Here is an 18,448-nt window from a genome sequence, read left to right as displayed (position 1 = left end):
AATTGAAGCAAGGCGAACTATAACCTTGCCACCGCGCTTAAGCCAGGATTGCCGCCTGCTGTGACAAGTCATGTAATTGTCCGTTGCGCAGTTCCAGGCAACGGTGGACGGCGCCCGGGGGCAAATCGGCGTGCGTGGCCAAGATGACGGTGCGTCCCCGCACCGCACCTTCCAGGTCGTTGAAGAAGTCGGCTTGGGCTGCTGCATCCAGCCCGGCGGTGGGCTCGTCCAGCACGATGACCGCCGCAGGCGACAACAATGCCCGCGCCAGACACAAGCGCCGCGCCTGCCCTGCCGACAATTGCGAGCCGGTTTCTCCCGCCCAGGTGTCCAGCCCGTCTGGCAAACCGCGCACAAAATCCCCCAGCCGGGCGGCGTCCAGCGCGCGCCACAAGGTGGCGTCGTCGGCATCGGGGTCGCCGATCAGCAGATTCGTGCGCAAGGTGCCCAGGAATACCGGCGCATCTTGCGATAGCAACGCGATGCGCCGGTGCCAATCGGCTTGCGCCGCGTCGCGCGCATCGCAACCGCCGAATCGCACTTGCCCGGCTAGCGGGTCTTCCAGGCGCAGGATCAGGTGCAGCAGCGTGGACTTGCCCGCGCCGCTGGCGCCAACAATCGCGATGCGCTCGCCGGGTTCCACGCGCAAGCCGATGCCATCCAATACCGCCGCAGCCCGTTCCGCCCCACGCGCCGGGTAGCGAAAACTGACATCGTTCAGTTCCAGTGCGCCATGGAGCGGCAAGGCGAGCGGCGCGACGGGGTCTTGCATGTCGGGTTGGCTTTGCGTCACATCGCGGATACGCGCCGCCGCCGACATCGCCGAGCCCATGCGGGACGCCCCGCGCATGATTGGGCCCGCGACTTCAAAAATACCGATGACTGCCAGCAACAGGCCCACCAGCACCGGCCCTTCAATGCCGCCCGCTTCGTGCGTGGCCAGCCCGAACCACAGCAGCGCCAATACCGAAATGCCCGCTGCGGCTTGCAGAAACCACTGCCCGCGCGCCGCTACGCGCGCCTGGGTACGGCGCGCTTGCGCACTGGCTTCGCACAGGCGTTCAAAATGCGCCGCGGTCTGCGCCTGCGCGTGCAGCGCCACCATGTCCGCATGGCCGTCCACCGCATCCAACGCGGCCGCACGCAAGCCGGCGGCGCTTTCCTGCGCAGCCACACCCGGCTTGCGCGCTGCTCGCAGCAACCACCACGGCACCAGCACGCAGGCGGTCATGAGCGCCAGCGCAAACGCCAGTGCGGCGGCCGGCACCCACATGCCCAGCACTGCGGTGAGCACGGCGCCACCCAGGATGGCCGTGGCCAACGGCGCCAGCACAAATAGAAAGACGGTATCCAGCGCATCGACGTCGCCCGTCATGCGCGCCACCAGATCGCCGCTGCGATAGCGCGCCAACTGGCGCGGCGTCAGCCGGATCAAGGCGCCGAACACGGTGGCGCGCAAATCGGCCAGCAGGCGCAAGGTGGCGGAATGCCCCACCACCCGGTCGGCGTAACGCGACACGATGCGCAGGAAAGACAAACCGCGCACCAGCGCCGACGGCGCAAACAGGTTGAACATGCCGCCTGCGCCCGCCAGCGCAGCACCCGTCAAAAACCAGCCAGAGACGCCCAGCAAGCCCACGCCCGCCGCAACGGTGGCCAGCGCACAGAACAATGCGAGTAAAAGCCCGCCTTTTCGACGCGCATATAACGGCAACAGCAACAACAGATTCTTCATGCGTCTTCCACGTTTCCGTCCGCCACCCGCAGCACCCGGCCAAAGCGGGCCGCCACGGCGGGCGAGTGCGTTGCCAGCAGCAAGGTGCGCCCGGCTGCGAACGCAAGAATTTCATCCAGCACGCGCGACTGCGTGGCGTCGTCCAGATGCGCGGTGGGTTCGTCCAGCAGGATCAGCCCGGGGTCGCGCAGGAACAAACGGGCCAGCGCCACGCGCTGCGCCTGCCCGCCCGACAGGCCGTGGCCTCGGCTACCCAACGGCGTGTTCAGCCCTTCCGGCAACGCTTGTGCAAACTCCAGCACGCAGGCGCGGCGGGCAGCTTCGTGCACATCGCTATCGGCGGCGTCCGGGCAACCCAGGCGGATGTTGTCGGCGATGGAACCGGCCAGCAATTGCGGCTTCTGTCCGATCAGCGCCACGCGGCCGCGCAGGTCGGCTTCATCCCAATCGGCCAGCGGTATGCCATCGATGCGGATATCACCCTGGCTGGGGCGCAGCCGCGCAATGGCTTCGATCAGGGTAGATTTTCCGATGCCGCTGGGCCCCATCAACGCCGCATGTTCACCGGGCGCAAGGGTCAGCGCGGCGTCTGACAGCACCGCCAGCCCCCGGCCGGGCGCCGTTACCGTCAGCCCGGTAAGCGCCAACGCGGCGCCCGATGATGCCGATGCCGCCGCGCGGCCGATACGCGTTTGCGCCACGGCTTCATCTTGCGGCAGGCCATCGAACAACACGGCAATTTGCGTCACGGCGGCAAGTGCCGTGGCGCGGTCGTGATAATGCGCGGCGAACTGGCGCAGCGGCGCATAGACCTCCGGCGCCATCAGCAGGCAGAACAAGCCCGCCTGCAACGTCAGCGGCGACCAGCGCACATCCAGAAAGCCCAGATACGTCAGGCCGATGTAAACGGCCACGCCCGCCACGCCAAGAGCGGCAAAAAATTCCAGCACGGCTGACGACAGGAATGCAATGCGCAACACCGACATCGTGCGCTGGCGCAGGGCATCGCTGGCGGCCACAACCGACGCCGCTTCGGCGTCCGCGCGGCCATACAGTTTCAGCGTCGACAAGCCGCGCAACCGGTCGGCGAAGAAGCCAGACAAGCGGGCAAACGCGCGCAGATGGCGGCGGCTGGCGCCTTGTGCGCCCCACCCCACCAAGGCCATGAACAAGGGAATGAGCGGCGCGGTGATCAGCAGCACCAGGCCGGCGACCACATCCACCGGCAACAGCAAGACCGAAAACGCCACCGGCAACATCGCGGCCGCCGCCATGGCGGGCAGGTACTTGGCGAAGAAACCATCCAGCGCCTCGACCTGGTCCACCACCGCGCTGGCCAATTCGCCGGACGCCTTGCCACGGCTCCAGTACGGCCCCTTGGCAACCATCCGCGAAAACAGCGCTTGGCGCACGTGACGCTTGATGCGTTCGGCGGCATCCGCGCCCGCACGCTCGCCGGCCCATGTAATACAGGCACGCACCAGCATCAGCGCGGCAATGCCCAGAATGGGGGCCAGCAATTCCTGGCGCGGCACATCGCGCATGATGGCCGCGTCCAGCACGCTGGCCAACAGCCAGGCCTGCACCACCAGCAAGGCGCCGCTTACGAGCGGTGCGGCGCCTGCCAACATCAACGGAAGCCTGGCCGCCTTGGCAAGCGCCATCAACCACCGCGACTGCTCGCGCGGCGGTTTCTGCAAACTGGCCGAAGGGTCGTGCTCGAGGCTGCTAGCGCCGCCGCTCACTCGTCGTCGCGGCTGGCGCGCGGGTCATGCGAATGACCTTCGCGCAGCTCGAACCACATTGCATTGAGAATGGCGAACGCGCACGCCAAACCCAGACCGAGTATCCACGAGAAATACCACATGGTGGAGGCTCCTTTTAGTATGAGTTGGGCGTGTCGCCCACAGATTCATGGGTGACCTTGCCGCGCATTACGCGATACACCCAGGCGGTGTAGAGCGTGACGATGGGCAGGAATACGGCCACGGCGATCACCATGATCCACAGCGTCAGATGGCTGGACGAGCCGTCCCAGATGGTCAGGCCGGCCTGCGGCTTGGTCGAGGACGGCATGATGAACGGGAAGAGCGAAAAGCCCACCGTCAGGATCACACCGGCGATCGACACCGCAGACGCCAGGAACGCCAGCACGTTGGCGCGTACGGTCAGCAGCAGCACCACCAACAAGGCCCCAGCCACACCCAGCACGGGCGCGATCCACATCAACGGCCACTTGGCATAGTTGGCCATCCACGCGCCGGTCTGTACGGAAACGGTCTTCAGCATCGGATCGGATGGACCCGCCATGTTGACCGCGCTGGTGATGGTGTGGCCGCCGATGCCGCCTGCCACCCAGAAGCCGCCGGCCGCAAACAGCGCCGCCGTCAGCAAGGCGGCGAGCCGGCCCCAGTTGCGAGCCCGCGAAGCAATCGGATCTTCCGTGCGCCACGCCAGCAACACCGCGCCGTGCATGGCCAGCATCACCACGCTGAGCACGCCGGCCAGCAAGGCGAAGGGCGCAAACAGCTGATAGAAGTGGCCTTCGTAGATGGGCCGCAGCGTCACGGCGTCGAACGTGAACGGCACGCCCAGGACGATGTTGCCCATCGCCACGCCAAACACCAGGGAAGCCACCACGCCCGAGAAGCACAGCACGCCGTCCCAGCTGTTGCGCCAGCGCGTGCCTTCCATCTTGCTGCGGTATTTGAAGCCCACGGGACGCAGGATCAGCGCGATCAGCACCAGCATCATCGCCAGGTAGAAGCCGGAGAACGACGCGGCATACAACAGCGGCCAGGCGGCAAAGATGGCGCCGCCCGCCGTGATCAGCCAGACCTGGTTGCCTTCCCACACGGGACCCACCACGTTGATCACCACGCGGCGTTCGGCGTCGGTCTTGGCCACCACGGGCAGCAGCGCCGCCACGCCCAGGTCAAAGCCGTCCATGACGGCAAAGCCGATCAGCAAGGCGCCCAGCAGCACCCACCAGATCACGCGCAAGGTGCCATAGTCAAAAGGAATAAGGGTATCCATCTGCTTCTCTCCCCTTAGGCGCGCACGGCGGCGCGCACAGGATCGGCGGCGGCGCCCGCCACCGGCCCATCGGATTTCGGACCCGCCTTGATCGCGTGCAGCATGACCTTCACGCCGATGATCAGCAGAACCGTGTACAGCACCAGGAAGATGGCAAGACTGATGGCCAGGTCGGCGATCGTCAGGCCGGATGCGGCGTAGTACGTCGGCAGCACGCCTTCAATCACCCAGGGCTGGCGGCCGTATTCGGCCACGAACCAGCCGCTTTCAATGGCGACCCACGGCAGCGGCAAGCTCCACAGCGCCACCTTGAGCAGGCCACGGCGGCTGTCCAGACGGCCGCGCGACGCCAGCCAGAAGGCCACGCCGAAGAACAGGATCAGGTACATGCCCACCGCCACCATGATGCGGAACGCCCAGAACAGCGGCGCCACGTTGGGCACGGTGTCGATCGCGGCCTGCTTGATGTCGGCCTCGGTGACCTTGGTCATGTCTTCCTGATAGCGCTTGACCAGCAAGGCGTAGCCCAGGTCCGGCCAGGTCTTGTCGAAGACCATGCGCGCATCCACATCCTTGGGATTGGCGCGGATCTTCTGCAAGGCGTCGTACGCCACCATGCCATCGCGGATGCGGTTTTCGGCGCGCAGGATCAGGTCATCGATACCCAGCAGCGGCGTGGTCAACGAACGCGTGCCGATGATGCCCATGACGTAGGGAATCTCGATGGCGAAGTCGTTCTTGCGTTCGGCCTGGTTGGGAATCGCGATCAGGTTGAAGGACGCGGGCGCGGGTTCCGTGTGCCACATGGATTCCATGGCCGCGATCTTCATCTTCTGATGTTCGGTGGTCAGGTAGCCGCTTTCATCGCCCAGCACCACGACGGACAAGGCGCCCGCCAAGCCGAAGCTTGCGGCCACCGCCATCGAACGCTTGGCCAGATCGGTGTGCCGGCCCTTCAGCAGATACCAGGCGCTGATCGACATCACGAACATCGCGCCCGCCACATAACCGGCGCTGACCGTGTGCACGAACTTGGCTTGCGCGACAGGGTTGAAGATCACCGCGGCAAAGTCGGTCATCTCCATGCGCATGGTGTCGGGGTTGAAGATCGCGCCCACCGGGTTCTGCATCCAGCCGTTGGCGATCAGAATCCACAGCGCCGAGAAGTTCGTGCCGAACGCCACCAGCCAGGTCACGATCAGGTGACTGACCTTCGACATGCGGTTCCAGCCGAAGAAGAACAGGCCGACGAAGGTGGCTTCCAGGAAGAAGGCCATCAGCCCTTCAAGCGCGAGCGGGGCGCCGAAGATGTCGCCTACATAGTGGCTGTAGTAGGACCAGTTCATCCCGAACTGGAATTCCATCACCACGCCGGTGGCGACGCCGAGTGCAAAGTTGATGCCGAAGAGCGTGCCCCAGAACATGGTCATCCGCTTCCAGATGGGGCGGCCGGTCATGACGTACACGCTTTCCATAATGGCCAGGATGAACGACAGGCCAAGCGTGAGGGGGACAAACAGGAAGTGGTAAAGCGCGGTCGCGGCAAACTGGAATCGCGACAGATTTACGACGTCGAGATCAATCATTGGGGCGCTCCCAAGCTGTTGAGGTGCCGCGGCAACCGGCATGGTTCCCAGGCCGTCTCTCGCGCCATGTTACGAGCGTTGGATACAACTTCATAGAGGTTTCCTGAAAAATTGGGGCGGATGGGACTCAGCCCTTGCCCCGCAATTTGCCGGCGAAGCCCAGTACTTTTTGCACTTTCGAACCCATTTTCATCAGGGTTTGAAGGGTCTCTGGCGGCAGGCGTTGAACCTCATCGAACCATCCCGTGGACAGTTCGATGAGCTCCAGCATTTCGGTCATGCGCTGCTGGGCGTAGGCGTCTTCGGGACCTGACGGCCCTTCAAGAAGCGTGTCGCGCAGCAGGGTGAGCGTGGGTTCGATTTCGCGCTTGCGCTTTTCTTCCATCAGGATGCGGAAGATTTCCCAGACGTCTTTGGGCGTCTCGAAATAGTCGCGGCGGTCGCCCACTTGGTGGATCAGCTTGACCAGGCGCCACGATTGCAGCTCTTTCAACCCCAGGCTGACGTTCGAACGGGAAAAGCCGAGGGTCTCGGCGATGTCGTCAGCGTTCAGGGGTTCGGGGTGAAGAAACAGCAGGGCGTAGATTTGCCCGACGGTGCGGTTGACCCCCCAGCGGCTGCCCATTTCGCCAAAGTGCAGGACGAAACGTTCGTTTTGAGGGGTGAGTTCCATGAGTGTTCAGCGCCAGGGTCAAGAGTGCGGTTTGGCTGTTAGATACCGTTACACCGCTTTCAGTAATTCCTGAAATTATCGAACAAACTGTGCGAAAGCGCAAACCACATCGCCGGCAGGGGTATTGCCGCAAGCCTTGGCGGGCGAATGGGAATGCGTCAACGTAGCCTGAGAATGTGACAGGCCATCGCAAATGGGGACGATGTGGCGGGCGCGCCATGTAAACAGCCACCGGCCGTGAGGCGGGTGGCTGCGAGGGGCCGGTGGCTGTGAGGGCCAAGGGGCTATGCGGGGCCGGTGGCTATGCGGGGCCGGTGGCTATGCGGGGCCGGTGGCTATGCAGGGCCGACGGCTGTGAGGGCCCGGGGGCTATGGGGGGCCGGTGGCTAAGCAGGGCCAGGGGCTAATGCGGGGTCCACAAACGGGGCAGCGATTGCCCCGGGGAATCAGCCCGCCTTGACGGACACGGCGGCGGACACGCGCTTGGCCTTGGCGCGGGCGGCGGCGACGTCGTCGGCCACGGCCAGGCCCACGCCCATGCGGCGCTTGACGAAGGACTCAGGCTTGCCGAACAGGCGGATGTCGGTGCCGGACTCGGTCAGGGCCTCGGCGACGTTGTGGAACGACACGGCGGCGGCATCCACCCCGCCGTAGATGACGCTGCTGGCGCCCGGCTGGCGCAGGCTGGTGTCCACCGGCAAGCCCAACAGCGCGCGGGCGTGCAGCTCGAACTCGTTCTGGGCCTGGGTGATCATGGTGACCATGCCGGTGTCGTGGGGACGCGGGCTGACTTCCGAAAACCACACCTGGTCGCCCGCCACAAAGAGTTCCACGCCGAAGATGCCCAGCCCGCCCAGGTCGGACGTGACGGCCAGTGCGATTTCCCGTGCGCGTTCAAGCGCGGCGGGCGACATCGGGTGCGGCTGCCAGCTTTCGACGTAATCGCCGTCGACCTGCTTGTGGCCAATGGGCTCGCAGTACTGGGTTTCGACCTTGCCGTCGGCGCCACGGGCGCGCACGGTCAGCAAGGTAATTTCGTAGTCGAAGCGGATAAAGCCTTCAACAATGGCGCGGCCGCCGCCCACCCGGCCGCCTTCCTGGGCATAGCGCCAGGAGGCCGCGACGTCGTCGGCGCTCTTGATGACCGATTGGCCCTTGCCCGACGAGGACATGACGGGCTTGATGACGCAGGGGTAGCCGATGCCGCCGTCGATGGCGGCGCRCAATTCTTCTTCGGTGTCGACAAAGCGGTACGGGGACGTCGGCAGGCCAAGCGTCTCGGCGGCCAGGCGGCGGATGCCCTCGCGGTTCATGGTCAGCTGGGCTGCGCGGGCGGTCGGCGTCACGCGCGCCACGCCGGCGGCTTCCAGCTCTACCAGCAAACTGGTGGCAATGGCTTCGATTTCGGGGACAATAACGTGCGGCCGCTCTTGCTCGATGATCTTCTTCAGGGCGTCCGCGTCGGTCATGGAGACCACATGCGCCCGGTGCGCCACCTGATGGCCCGGGGCGTCGGCATACCGATCCACGGCAATGACTTCCACGCCCAGCCTTTGCAGGGCAATGATGACCTCTTTGCCCAATTCGCCCGATCCGAGCAACATGACTCGGGTGGCCAAGGGGGACAAGGGCGTGCCAAGGACGGGGCTGGAAATGCTGGACATGGAGCGGGCCTGGAGTGAAGGATTGAAAGCCGTTGAAATGAGCCGCCAGAATGCCATACCCCCCTGCCGGGGGCAAACGCGCCCACTGATATTAAAATCCCTGAATGACTGATCATCCCTCTACATCGTCCGATACCGCGCTGGCATCTGCTCGCCGCACGCTGCAAATCGAAAGCCAGGGCCTGTTGGACCTGTCCGCACGACTGGACGACTCCTTTACCCAAGTGGTCGCGCTGTTGCTCGCGTGCCGTGGCCGCGTGGTGGTCACGGGCATCGGCAAGACCGGCCATATTGCCCGCAAGATCGCGGCGACGTTCGCCTCGACCGGCACGCCCGCCTTCTTCGTGCACGCCGCCGAAGCCGTGCATGGCGACCTGGGCATGATCACGCAGGACGACGTGGTGATCGCCGTGTCGTACTCGGGCGCGGGGCAAGAGCTGCTGACCATCCTGCCCGTAGCCCGCCGCATGGGCGCCAAGCTGGTGGCGATCACCGGCAACCCGCAATCCGAACTGGCCCTGCTGGCCGACGTGCACCTGGACGGCAGCGTGGCGCAGGAAGCCTGCCCGCTGAATCTGGCGCCCACGGCCAGCACCACCGCCGCGCTGGCCTTGGGCGACGCCCTGGCCGTGGCCTGCCTGGAAGCGCGCGGCTTCGGCCCGCAGGACTTCGCCCGGTCGCATCCGGGTGGCGCGCTCGGCCGCCGCCTGCTGACGCACGTGCGCGACGTCATGCGCCAGGGCAACGCCTTGCCGATCGTGCTGGCCGGCACCCCCGTGTCGCAAGCGCTGGAAGTCATGTCCGCCAAGGGCATGGGCATGACGGTGGTGACCGACGCGCAGCACCGCCCGCTGGGCATCTTCACCGACGGCGACTTGCGCCGTCTGATCGCCCGGCACGGCGATATCCGCAGTCTGACCGTGGAGGCGGGCATGACCCGTTCGCCACGCAGCATCAACCCCGACGCGCTGGCCGTCGAGGCCGCCCAACAGATGGACGAGCTGCGGCTCAACCAGATGCTGGTGCTGGACTCCGACGGCGCGCTGCTGGGCGCCTTGCATATGCATGATCTGATGGCCGCTAAAGTGGTATGACAATGACTCTTCCTGCTTCCGTGACTCACCCGGCCGAAGCGCTGGTGCTTGCCCGTATTCCCGCCACCGTGCGCGACCGCGCCGCGACGGTTCGCTTGATGGTGTTCGATGTCGACGGCGTGCTGACCGACGGCAGCCTGTACTACGGCGAAAACGGCGAACTGCAAAAGCGCTTCAACGCCCTGGACGGCCACGGCCTGCGCCTGCTGATGGAAGGCGGGCTGACGGTGGCGCTGATGACAGGCCGATCCGGCCCCATCGTGGCGCGCCGCGCCGCCGAACTGGGCATTGCGGAAGTCATGCAGGGTGTGCGCGACAAGGGTGCGGCGCTGGCCGAACTTGCGCAGCGCTCGGGTGTCCAACTGAACCAAACCGGCTATATGGGCGATGACATCATCGACCTGCCGGCCATGCAGCGCGCGGGCTTTGCCGCCAGCGTGCCAAACGCGCCGGGCTATGTCAGCCAGGCTGCGCACTGGGTTTCCACGCAACCGGGCGGCAGCGGCGCGGTGCGCGAATGCTGCGATCTGCTGCTGGCTTCGCAGGGACGCCTGGGCGCGTTCCTGGCGGCGCCGGGCCTGCTCGGCCCTGGCGCCATCCAATGACCGCTCTGACCCCCCAACCGCCCTTGTGGCGAACCCGATGAAAGAACGTTTTCCTTCCCTGATCGCGCTGTTCCTGCTGCTGGTGCTGGTCACCAGCTCGTGGTGGGCGGCCGATTACGCGCAGCGCGCCATCCAGGTGGACCCGCCCCGCCGCATCACGCATGAAATGGACGCCTGGTCGCGCAACTTCGTGATGTTGCGCACCGACCCCACCGGACGCCCCATCAACCGGCTGGAAGGCGACTACGCGGAACATTTCCCGGACGATGACTCGTATCACATCACCGCGCCGCGCGCGGTGGGCCAACGCGAAGCCAACCCGATCACGGTAGGTGTTTCGAAGACTGCGGTGATGGAGCAAGGCGGCAAGCGCATCGTCATGAACGGCGACGCCCACGTGCACCGCCAGCCCGACGCCAACAATGATGTGCTGGACGTGCGCAGCCAGCAACTGGTCATCCTGCCCGACGACGATGTGGTCTTTACCGACCTGCCCGCCGAGGTGATCAAGGGCCGTTCGCGGATGAACGGCAAGGGCATGCACTACAACAACAAAACACGCCAATTGCAGGTGTCGGCGTCGACGGATGTTGAAATTGCCGGTTCCGAAGGCAAGCAACAACGCCGGACCGAGATACCCGCCAACAACTCTGACCAGAAGAAACCATGACCGACCTTCGGACTCTCCTTGCCCCGACGACTCGCCTGCTTGGCGCCGTTCTGCTGACGGCTTCGGTGTTTGCGCCGGCGCACGCGCAGGACGCGGCTGCGAAGCCCGCCGCCGGCTCCAGCAAGGCGGCCCCCGCTGAAGAGCCCAGCACGCTGATCCTGTCGGACACGCTGCACTACGACGACGTGAAGAAACAAAGCGTGTTCACTGGCAACGTGAACATGACGCGCGGCTTGATGACGCTGACGTCCGACACGCTGGAAATGCACGAAGACGCGCAAGGCGGCCAGTACGGCACCGCCACCGCCAACAAGGGCAAAGTCGTGACGATCCGCCAGGAACGCCCCGACACCTTCGAGCTCATCGAAGGCAAGGGCCTGCGCGCCGAATACGACGGCACGAAGAGCACGTTCGACCTGATCGGCCAGGCCGTTGTCATCCGTTACGTCTGTGGCAAACCGTTCGACACGATTCGCGGCGAACGGGTACGCTACAACGAAAAAACCGGCACCTACGAAGCTCAGGGCGGCCCCAACTCCGCTGCGGCGGGTGGCCGGGTGCGCTCGGTGGCCGAACCGCGCGCCAAGTCGGATGCCGCCGTGGCTGAATGCCGCAAGCAGCAAGCCGCAAAGAAAGGGCGCTAAAGCGCCCCCCATGCAACACCATACGCACCCACGATGAATCAACCTTCTGTGCCGACACCCGTGACCTCCTCCCCCTCGGGGGTCAAGCAGGGCAGCCTGCGCGCAACCGGTTTGCGCAAGACCTATAACGGCCGGACCGTGGTGCAGGATGTGTCCCTGTCCGTGGTCAGCGGCGAAGTCGTCGGCCTGTTGGGCCCCAACGGCGCCGGCAAGACCACCAGCTTCTACATGATCGTGGGCCTGGTGCCGGCAGACGCCGGCCGCATCGAGATCGACGGTTCCGTCATCACCGCGATGCCGATTCACAAGCGCGCGCGCATGGGCCTGTCGTACCTGCCGCAGGACGCGTCCGTGTTCCGCCGCCTGACGGTCGAACAGAACATCCGCGCCGTGCTCGAATTGCAGCTGGGTCCTGATGGCCGGCCGCTGTCCACGCCGAAGATCAACGAGCAGATGGAATCGCTGCTGGAAGAGCTTCAGATTGGTCACATCCGCAGCAACGCCGCTATTTCGCTGTCGGGCGGTGAACGCCGCCGCGTGGAAATCGCGCGGGCGTTGGCCACCAGCCCGCGCTTCATTCTGTTGGATGAACCGTTTGCCGGCGTGGACCCTATCGCCGTGATTGAAATCCAGCGCATCGTGCGGTTCCTGAAGGGCCGCGGCATCGGCGTGCTGATCACCGACCACAACGTGCGCGAAACGCTGGGCATCTGCGACCGCGCCTACATCATTAGCGAAGGCAAGGTGCTGACTGATGGCCACCCCGACGAAATCGTGGGCGATCCGGCCGTTCGCCGCGTCTATCTGGGCGAGCACTTCCGCATGTAACAGGCCCTGGGGAAGACCCCTAGGCCCCTCTCGGGCCAAGGCGAATACTCCCTAGGGCTTGCGCCATAAAAATGCCATGTTCTTGCGCTAGGTCAGCTTGTTTTATCGGCCCGAGTCTATACACTAGTACTAAACGCACCCACCCAATCAAGGAGAACGCCTAAAGACATCACCGCGCATTTTGCGCAACCATTTTTTCTCTTTTAGAAGGAGAGCACACTATGAACCTGAGCATCTGCGGTCGTCACCTCGACGTCACCCCGGCAATCCGGGAATATGTCATGAACAAATTGGCGCGAGTGCTGCGGCATTTCGATCACGTCATCGATACCCAGGTCATGCTCTCAGTAGAGCCCCTGCGGCATAGAGCCGAAATCACCATGCGTCTAAGCGGTAAGGACATTCATTGTGAAGCAACCGATGAAAACCTCTATGCAGCCATAGACCTTCTTGCTGACAAAGTCGACCGTCAGGTCATCAAGCACAAGGACAAGGTACGTAGTCACTCAGCGGAGTCCGTGAAGCGGCAAGCGGCGATTCTTTCGCCACCCCAGCAGTAACCGCGCTTCATGATCACTCGCCCTGAGCGATTGAGTTAAACAGCGATTGAAAAATCCTGCCTAAGTCCCGGTGTCCCGCTAGACGTCAGTCCAGCCGGGGCATCGGCAAGACTCCCCTCCTGCACTACCCGTCCTGTATTACCCCATCCCCCCAGCTGTGTCCCTCCATTCCCGGTCTTGCCGGCGAATTCGCGTTGCGTCCTCGTTTTCCCACTTATGCGCTGATTCCGGCCAAATCCCGCGTTTTGAGGGGTATCCGCGCACCGGAATGCCCACAATCCATCGCGATCAGTCTATGCTGTCGCTCTTGCCATGCCGTCGGCCGCCTACGCAATGGGCGCCGCACGAGGCCAATTTATTGCACTGCGTCATATAACCATATAATGATCCGATGAATCATTTGTCGCGCATCCTACCCGCCGGCAACGTCGTGCTCGATATGCTCGCAACGAGCAAGAAACGGGCGTTCGAACAAGCTGGCCTTCTTTTTGAAAACAACCATGGCTTGGCACGAGCGCTCGTGTTCGACAGCCTGTTTGCCCGGGAACGTCTTGGCTCCACTGCTCTTGGGCAGGGCGTGGCCGTTCCTCACGGCCGAGTAAAGGGACTTGAGCAGGCGCTGGCGGCGTTCATCCGCCTGGCGCAGCCCATTTCCTTTGACGCGCCCGACGGGCAACCCGTGTCGATGCTGCTCTGTCTGCTGGTGCCGGAAACGGCCACGCAGCAGCACTTGGACATCCTGGCCGAACTCGCGCAGCTCATGTCGAACAAGGCATTGCGTGAAGCCCTGGCCACGGAGGCCGATCCGGCCATCGTCCACAAGATGCTCACGACCGGCCAACTCTGACCACGCGGAAACGCTGCCATGCTCACGGTGCAGGAACTCGTCGACGACAACGCCGACAAAATCCCCTTTAACTGGATTTCGGGCCAAGGCGCGGCAGACCGCGCCATTCCCGATGACGGCATGGCGGCCGCCGACCTGGTCGGCCACTTGAACCTGATCCACCCCTCGCGCATCCAGGTGTTCGGGCAGGAAGAGCTGGCGTATTACACGCGCTTCGACCTGCGCCGCCGCATGCACCACATGGACGAGCTGCTGATTGGCGGCGTACCCGCCATTTTGCTGGCCGACGGCCTGACGCCCCCGCAAGATCTGGTGGATCAATGCGATCAGCATCAGGTGCCGCTGTTGTCCACCCCGGTGGCTGCGGCGCAGCTGATTGATCTGCTGCGCATCTATCTGGGCAAGAAGCTCGCACCCACCACCACCGTGCACGGCGTGTTTCTGGACGTGCTGGGTTTGGGCGTGCTGATCACCGGTGAATCGGGCCTGGGCAAAAGCGAACTGGCACTCGAACTGATTTCGCGCGGACACGGTCTGGTGGCCGATGACGCCGTGGAATTCTCGCGCACCGCGCCCAACATGATCGAAGGCCACTGCCCCCAGCTGCTGCAAAATCTGCTGGAAGTGCGTGGCCTGGGTTTGCTCGACATCCGCACCATCTTCGGCGAAACCTCGGTGCGCCGGAAGATGCGCTTGAAGCTCATCGTGCATCTGGTACGCGCCACCGCGCAGGACAAGTTCGAACGCCTGCCGCTGCAAGACATCACGCAAGACATGCTGGGCCTGCCCGTGCGCAAGGTGATGCTGCAAGTAGCCGCTGGCCGCAACTTGGCCGTGCTGGTGGAAGCCGCCGTGCGCAACACGATACTGAAGTTGCGCGGCATCGATACGCTGGGCGAGTTCATGGAACGCCAGGCCATGGCGATCCTGCAAAGCAGCAAATGAACGCGCGTCGCTTTGCGGCACCGTGAGCCTTTACGAAACCCTGGCCGACGAGATCGCCAAGTCGATCCGCGACGGCGTGATGCGCGTGGGCGACAAACTGCCCTCGGTGCGCGACGCCTGCGCCGCGCGCGGGGTCAGCCCGTCGACGGTATTCCAGGCCTATTACCTGCTTGAAGCGCGCGGCCTGATCCGCGCCCAGCCACGCTCGGGCTATTACGTCCACGCCCCCGCCGAATCCCTGCCGCCTGAACCGGGCGCGTCTTGTCCTGACGGCGAATCCACCGAACTCGCCATCAGCGAACGCATCTTCGACATCCTGGGCTCCGTGCGCAATCGCGACGTGACGCCGTTGGGGTCCGCCTTCCCTTCACCCTTGCTGTTTCCGTTGCCCCGTCTGGCGCAAGCCATGGCCGCGCATCTGAAACGCCAGGACCCGCTGGACACCGTCGAAGACCTGAGCCCCGGCAATCCGAACTTGCGGCGGCAGATCGCGCTGCGCTATCTGATCGGCGGCATGAACGTGCCCGCGAACGATATCGTCATCACGAATGGCGCGCTGGAAGCGCTGAACCTGTGCCTGCAAGCCGTGACCCAACCGGGCGACACCGTCATCGTCGAAGCGCCCACGTTCTACGGCGCATTGCAGGCGTTGGAGCGACAAGGGCTGAAAGCGCTGGAAGTGCCGACGCATCCGCGCACCGGCATGGACCTTGCGGCGATGGAAGCGGCCATCAAACGGCATGCCCCCAAAGCGTGCTGGCTGATGACGCAATTCCAGAACCCGTTGGGCAGCCTGATGCCGGACGACAGAAAGCGGCAATTGGTGGAATTGCTGGCCCGCCATGACATCCCGCTGATCGAGGACGACGTCTACGGCGAACTGTATTTCGGCGCGGCGCGGCCGGTGCCTGCCAAGGCCTACGACAAGCAGGGGCTGGTGCTGCATTGCTCGTCGTTTTCGAAATGTCTGGCGCCGGGTTATCGCATCGGCTGGGCGTCTGCCGGCCGGTACACGCAGCGCGTGCAACGGCTGAAGCTGTCGTCCACGCTGTCGGCATCGGGCCCCGCGCAAGGCGCAATCGCGGAATACCTGGAGCAAGGCGGCTACGACCGTCATTTGCGCCGTTTGCGTGACACGCTGCAAACGCAGCAAGAGCGCATGGCCGATGCGATTGCGCATGAATTTCCCGCCGGCACACGCGTGACGCGTCCGCAAGGCGGTTTCTTCCTGTGGGTGGAATTGCCCGCTGCCGTGGACGCGTTGGCCTTGCATCGCGAGGCGCTGACGCGCGGCATCAGTGTGGCGCCCGGCCCGATCTTCTCGGCCAGCGGCCAGTTCGCAAGCGCGCTGCGCCTGAACTACGGCCACCCCTGGGACGCATCGCACGACGCCGCCATCCGCGTGCTGGGCGAACTGGCCCGCGAGGCATGCGCGCGCGCGGTAAGGCCCGCGCGCTAGCGGCGCATCAATTCAACGTAGACGCCGCCCGCGCACGTTTGACCTCAAGCGCCGTCACGCCACCGGCCTCGTTGCCCCAGCTGTTCCGGATGTAGGACACCAGCATGGCGATATCGCTGTCGTTCAGTATCTGCCCAAACGGCGGCATGCCGTGCGGCCGCGGGTTCGCTGCCGTGGCGGGCGCGTAGCCGCCATCAAGCACCATGCGGATCGCGTTGACCGGCGACGGCGCCGTCACCGTGGGGTTGCCCGCCAACGCAGGCCACGCGGTGCCGCTGCCCTCGCCCTTCGGTTGATGGCATTGCGCGCATTGCTGGCTGTAGATCTTGCTGCCCAACTCCATTGCGGCGGGCGCCACCGCCACGCTCTGCCGAGGCAGCGAGGCCGGCGTCGCGGGCAGCGACTTGATGTAGACGCCAATCGCCAGCGCGTCGTCATCGGTCAGGTGCTGCGTGCTGCCCAGCACCACTTCGGCCATTGGGCCGCTGGCGCTTGAATGCGCCGAGATGCCGGTCTTGAGCAGCGCGGCGATGTCGGCCGCCGTCCAGCGGCCCATGCCCGTCTGCATGTCGTTGGTGAGCGGCGGCGCGTACCAGTCCAGCACCGGGATGACGCCGCCTGTCAGCGGCTCGGACGAACGCGTCGCGCCCAGGCGGTTGCGCGGTGTGTGGCAAGCGGCGCAATGCCCCAGCCCTTCCACCAGGTAACGCCCCCGGTTCCATTGCACGGACTGACTCGCGTCAGCCTCTTGCACGCCCGGCTTGAAATGCAGCGCGCGCCACGCGGCCAGCAAGGGGCGCTGATCGTAAGGGAAGTCCAGCTCAGGCGGCCGGTTGGGCTGGCTGACCGGCGCCACGCTGCGCAGGTAGGCGTACAAGGCATCGGCGTCGGCACGCGTAACCCGCGTGTACTCCGTGTACGGGAACGCCGGATACAGCAGCGAACCGTCTTTGGATTTGCCGTTGTGCAGCGCCTGCCAGAAATCGTCGGCGCTCCAGGTGCCGATGCCGGTCTTGTCGTCAGGCGTGATGTTCGGGCCGTACACGGTGCCGAACGGCGTGGGAATCGGCGTGCCCCCCGCCAAGGCCTTGCCGCCCCGGCTGGTGTGGCAAGCCATGCAGTTGCCGGCCAGCGCCAGGTAGCGGCCGCGCTCGACAAGCGTGGACGCGTCGGCCGCCACCGCGGCAGGCCCCGTGCTGGCGTCATCACGCGTGCCCAGCCAATACAGGCCGCCCACGGCAATGACCAAGGCCAACAGCACCACAGACAGAATTCGTTTGAGCAGTGTCATCGTGGCCCCCGGTCAGCGTTGCGCCTGGCTGCCGCATTCTGCGGGCAGTTTCAGCGAACCCGCCGCTTCGGGCGCGTAAGGCTCGACGACAGGTTGAGACGACAGCCACGCCGCCAGGGCGCCGATGTCGGTGGGGGTGAGTTTGTTGGCGATGTCCGCCATGCAGTCAGGCTCGGCGGCGCGGCGCAGGCCGTTTTTCCAGCTGCCGATCTGCGAACCGATGTAGTCGCGCGGCAAGCCAAGCAAGCCGGGAATGGCCGGCATTACGCCGCTAAGCGCGGCGCCATGACAGGACGCACAGGCGGGCAAGCCGCGCGCCGCGTCGCCCTGCAGGGCCAGCGTGCGGCCGGCTTGCAGCGTGGCGCTGGACACGTCGGCGCGCAACGGAGGCGGATACGGCACATGCTGCTCGGAAAAGTACGCCGCCATGTCACGCAGGTAATCGTCGGGCAGGCCAGCCAGCAGATGCGACATGGGCCGGTACTGGCGGCGGTCGTCGCGGAAGTTCAGCAGTTGGTGATACAGGTATTCCTGCGGCTTGCCGGCCAGGCGCGGGTAGTAGCCGTCGGCGCCGGCCCGGCCCTGCGCGCCATGACAGGCCGTACAGGCCGCAACGCGCGCTGCCATGGTGTCTGGGCGCAGCGTGTCTTGGGAGGGCTGTTGCGCGTGCGCGGCACTTGTCATAAAGACAACAGCAGCCGTCGCCAACACGCGAGAAATCGCCCCAAACCGCGGCAGTGAAACACTACTAATGGAAATGAGGGCTAACATCTAGGTCGAATTCCAATCCCCCGAATCGCATGACGGCGGG

Annotated in this window: 18 protein-coding genes; 9 read left to right on the top strand and 9 right to left on the bottom strand. The window is 64.9% G+C overall.

What is annotated here, in order from left to right:
- Positions 1 to 37: 37 nt before the first annotated feature.
- The 7 genes from cydC to purT all read right to left on the bottom strand — a co-directional run bounded on the left by cydC (position 38) and on the right by purT (position 8,694).
- A complete protein-coding gene (cydC, locus tag AC1DB0_RS20450) occupies positions 38 to 1,735 on the bottom strand; it encodes a thiol reductant ABC exporter subunit CydC (RefSeq protein WP_054420656.1) in 1,698 nt (565 codons plus the stop codon).
- On the bottom strand, positions 1,732 to 3,399 hold the full coding sequence (gene cydD / locus AC1DB0_RS20445; protein ID WP_447578910.1) for a thiol reductant ABC exporter subunit CydD: 1,668 nt from the start codon (positions 3,397 to 3,399) through the stop codon (positions 1,732 to 1,734). Before cydD ends, cydC begins: the two co-directional genes overlap by 4 nt.
- Before the next feature lie 77 nt (positions 3,400 to 3,476).
- Positions 3,477 to 3,602 carry a cytochrome bd-I oxidase subunit CydX gene (gene cydX / locus AC1DB0_RS20440; protein ID WP_006216286.1) on the bottom strand — a complete coding sequence of 42 codons (126 nt, stop codon included), beginning with the start codon at positions 3,600 to 3,602 and terminating at the stop codon, positions 3,477 to 3,479.
- Positions 3,603 to 3,616: 14 nt separating this feature from the next.
- Complete coding sequence (gene cydB, locus AC1DB0_RS20435; RefSeq protein ID WP_054420658.1) at positions 3,617 to 4,771, bottom strand: cytochrome d ubiquinol oxidase subunit II; 1,155 nt, start codon at positions 4,769 to 4,771, stop codon at positions 3,617 to 3,619.
- Positions 4,772 to 4,785: 14 nt separating this feature from the next.
- The gene (locus AC1DB0_RS20430; RefSeq protein WP_054420659.1) at positions 4,786 to 6,357 is read right to left on the bottom strand and encodes a cytochrome ubiquinol oxidase subunit I; all 1,572 of its coding nucleotides are present in this window, start codon (positions 6,355 to 6,357) and stop codon (positions 4,786 to 4,788) included.
- A gap of 127 nt (positions 6,358 to 6,484) precedes the next feature.
- Complete coding sequence (locus tag AC1DB0_RS20425; protein WP_054420660.1) at positions 6,485 to 7,030, bottom strand: GbsR/MarR family transcriptional regulator; 546 nt, start codon at positions 7,028 to 7,030, stop codon at positions 6,485 to 6,487.
- A gap of 446 nt (positions 7,031 to 7,476) precedes the next feature.
- On the bottom strand, positions 7,477 to 8,694 hold the full coding sequence (gene purT, locus AC1DB0_RS20420) for a formate-dependent phosphoribosylglycinamide formyltransferase (RefSeq protein WP_476758727.1): 1,218 nt from the start codon (positions 8,692 to 8,694) through the stop codon (positions 7,477 to 7,479).
- A 104-nt stretch (positions 8,695 to 8,798) separates the two neighbouring features.
- Here purT and AC1DB0_RS20415 point away from each other — a divergent pair, with 104 nt between their 5' ends.
- The 9 genes from AC1DB0_RS20415 to AC1DB0_RS20375 all read left to right on the top strand — a co-directional run bounded on the left by AC1DB0_RS20415 (position 8,799) and on the right by AC1DB0_RS20375 (position 16,346).
- Positions 8,799 to 9,788 carry a KpsF/GutQ family sugar-phosphate isomerase gene (locus AC1DB0_RS20415; RefSeq protein ID WP_054420662.1) on the top strand — a complete coding sequence of 330 codons (990 nt, stop codon included), beginning with the start codon at positions 8,799 to 8,801 and terminating at the stop codon, positions 9,786 to 9,788.
- Positions 9,785 to 10,393: a KdsC family phosphatase gene (locus tag AC1DB0_RS20410; protein WP_082386887.1), complete on the top strand. Its 609-nt coding sequence runs from the start codon at positions 9,785 to 9,787 to the stop codon at positions 10,391 to 10,393. The genes AC1DB0_RS20415 and AC1DB0_RS20410 overlap by 4 nt, the downstream gene beginning before the upstream one ends.
- 37 nt (positions 10,394 to 10,430) lie before the next feature.
- Positions 10,431 to 11,063 (top strand): LPS export ABC transporter periplasmic protein LptC, encoded by a 633-nt coding sequence (gene lptC, locus AC1DB0_RS20405; protein ID WP_476757522.1) that lies wholly within the window; start codon positions 10,431 to 10,433, stop codon positions 11,061 to 11,063.
- A complete protein-coding gene (gene lptA / locus AC1DB0_RS20400; RefSeq protein ID WP_054420665.1) occupies positions 11,060 to 11,707 on the top strand; it encodes a lipopolysaccharide transport periplasmic protein LptA in 648 nt (215 codons plus the stop codon). Before lptC ends, lptA begins: the two co-directional genes overlap by 4 nt.
- A 33-nt stretch (positions 11,708 to 11,740) precedes the next feature.
- The gene (gene lptB, locus AC1DB0_RS20395) at positions 11,741 to 12,535 is read left to right on the top strand and encodes an LPS export ABC transporter ATP-binding protein (protein ID WP_054420666.1); all 795 of its coding nucleotides are present in this window, start codon (positions 11,741 to 11,743) and stop codon (positions 12,533 to 12,535) included.
- 221 nt (positions 12,536 to 12,756) lie between these two features.
- The gene (gene hpf / locus AC1DB0_RS20390; protein ID WP_054420667.1) at positions 12,757 to 13,095 is read left to right on the top strand and encodes a ribosome hibernation-promoting factor, HPF/YfiA family; all 339 of its coding nucleotides are present in this window, start codon (positions 12,757 to 12,759) and stop codon (positions 13,093 to 13,095) included.
- A gap of 391 nt (positions 13,096 to 13,486) precedes the next feature.
- The gene (locus AC1DB0_RS20385; RefSeq protein WP_054420668.1) at positions 13,487 to 13,942 is read left to right on the top strand and encodes a PTS sugar transporter subunit IIA; all 456 of its coding nucleotides are present in this window, start codon (positions 13,487 to 13,489) and stop codon (positions 13,940 to 13,942) included.
- 18 nt (positions 13,943 to 13,960) lie between these two features.
- Entirely contained in the window at positions 13,961 to 14,887 is a 927-nt protein-coding gene (gene hprK / locus AC1DB0_RS20380; RefSeq protein WP_006216298.1) for an HPr(Ser) kinase/phosphatase, read from the top strand.
- 22 nt (positions 14,888 to 14,909) lie between these two features.
- Entirely contained in the window at positions 14,910 to 16,346 is a 1,437-nt protein-coding gene (locus tag AC1DB0_RS20375; protein WP_054420669.1) for an aminotransferase-like domain-containing protein, read from the top strand.
- Positions 16,347 to 16,353: 7 nt separating this feature from the next.
- Here AC1DB0_RS20375 and AC1DB0_RS20370 read toward each other — a convergent pair whose 3' ends face one another.
- The gene (locus AC1DB0_RS20370; RefSeq protein WP_054420670.1) at positions 16,354 to 17,637 is read right to left on the bottom strand and encodes a cytochrome c; all 1,284 of its coding nucleotides are present in this window, start codon (positions 17,635 to 17,637) and stop codon (positions 16,354 to 16,356) included.
- A gap of 12 nt (positions 17,638 to 17,649) precedes the next feature.
- The gene (locus tag AC1DB0_RS20365; protein WP_342067192.1) at positions 17,650 to 18,408 is read right to left on the bottom strand and encodes a c-type cytochrome; all 759 of its coding nucleotides are present in this window, start codon (positions 18,406 to 18,408) and stop codon (positions 17,650 to 17,652) included.
- Between the last annotated feature and the right edge of the window lie 40 nt (positions 18,409 to 18,448).

The sequence above is a fragment of the Achromobacter sp. 10T422 genome (genome assembly GCF_056394065.1).
The sequence above is the reverse complement of the archived record's forward strand: the minus strand, read 5'-3'. Positions and strand labels throughout refer to the sequence as shown.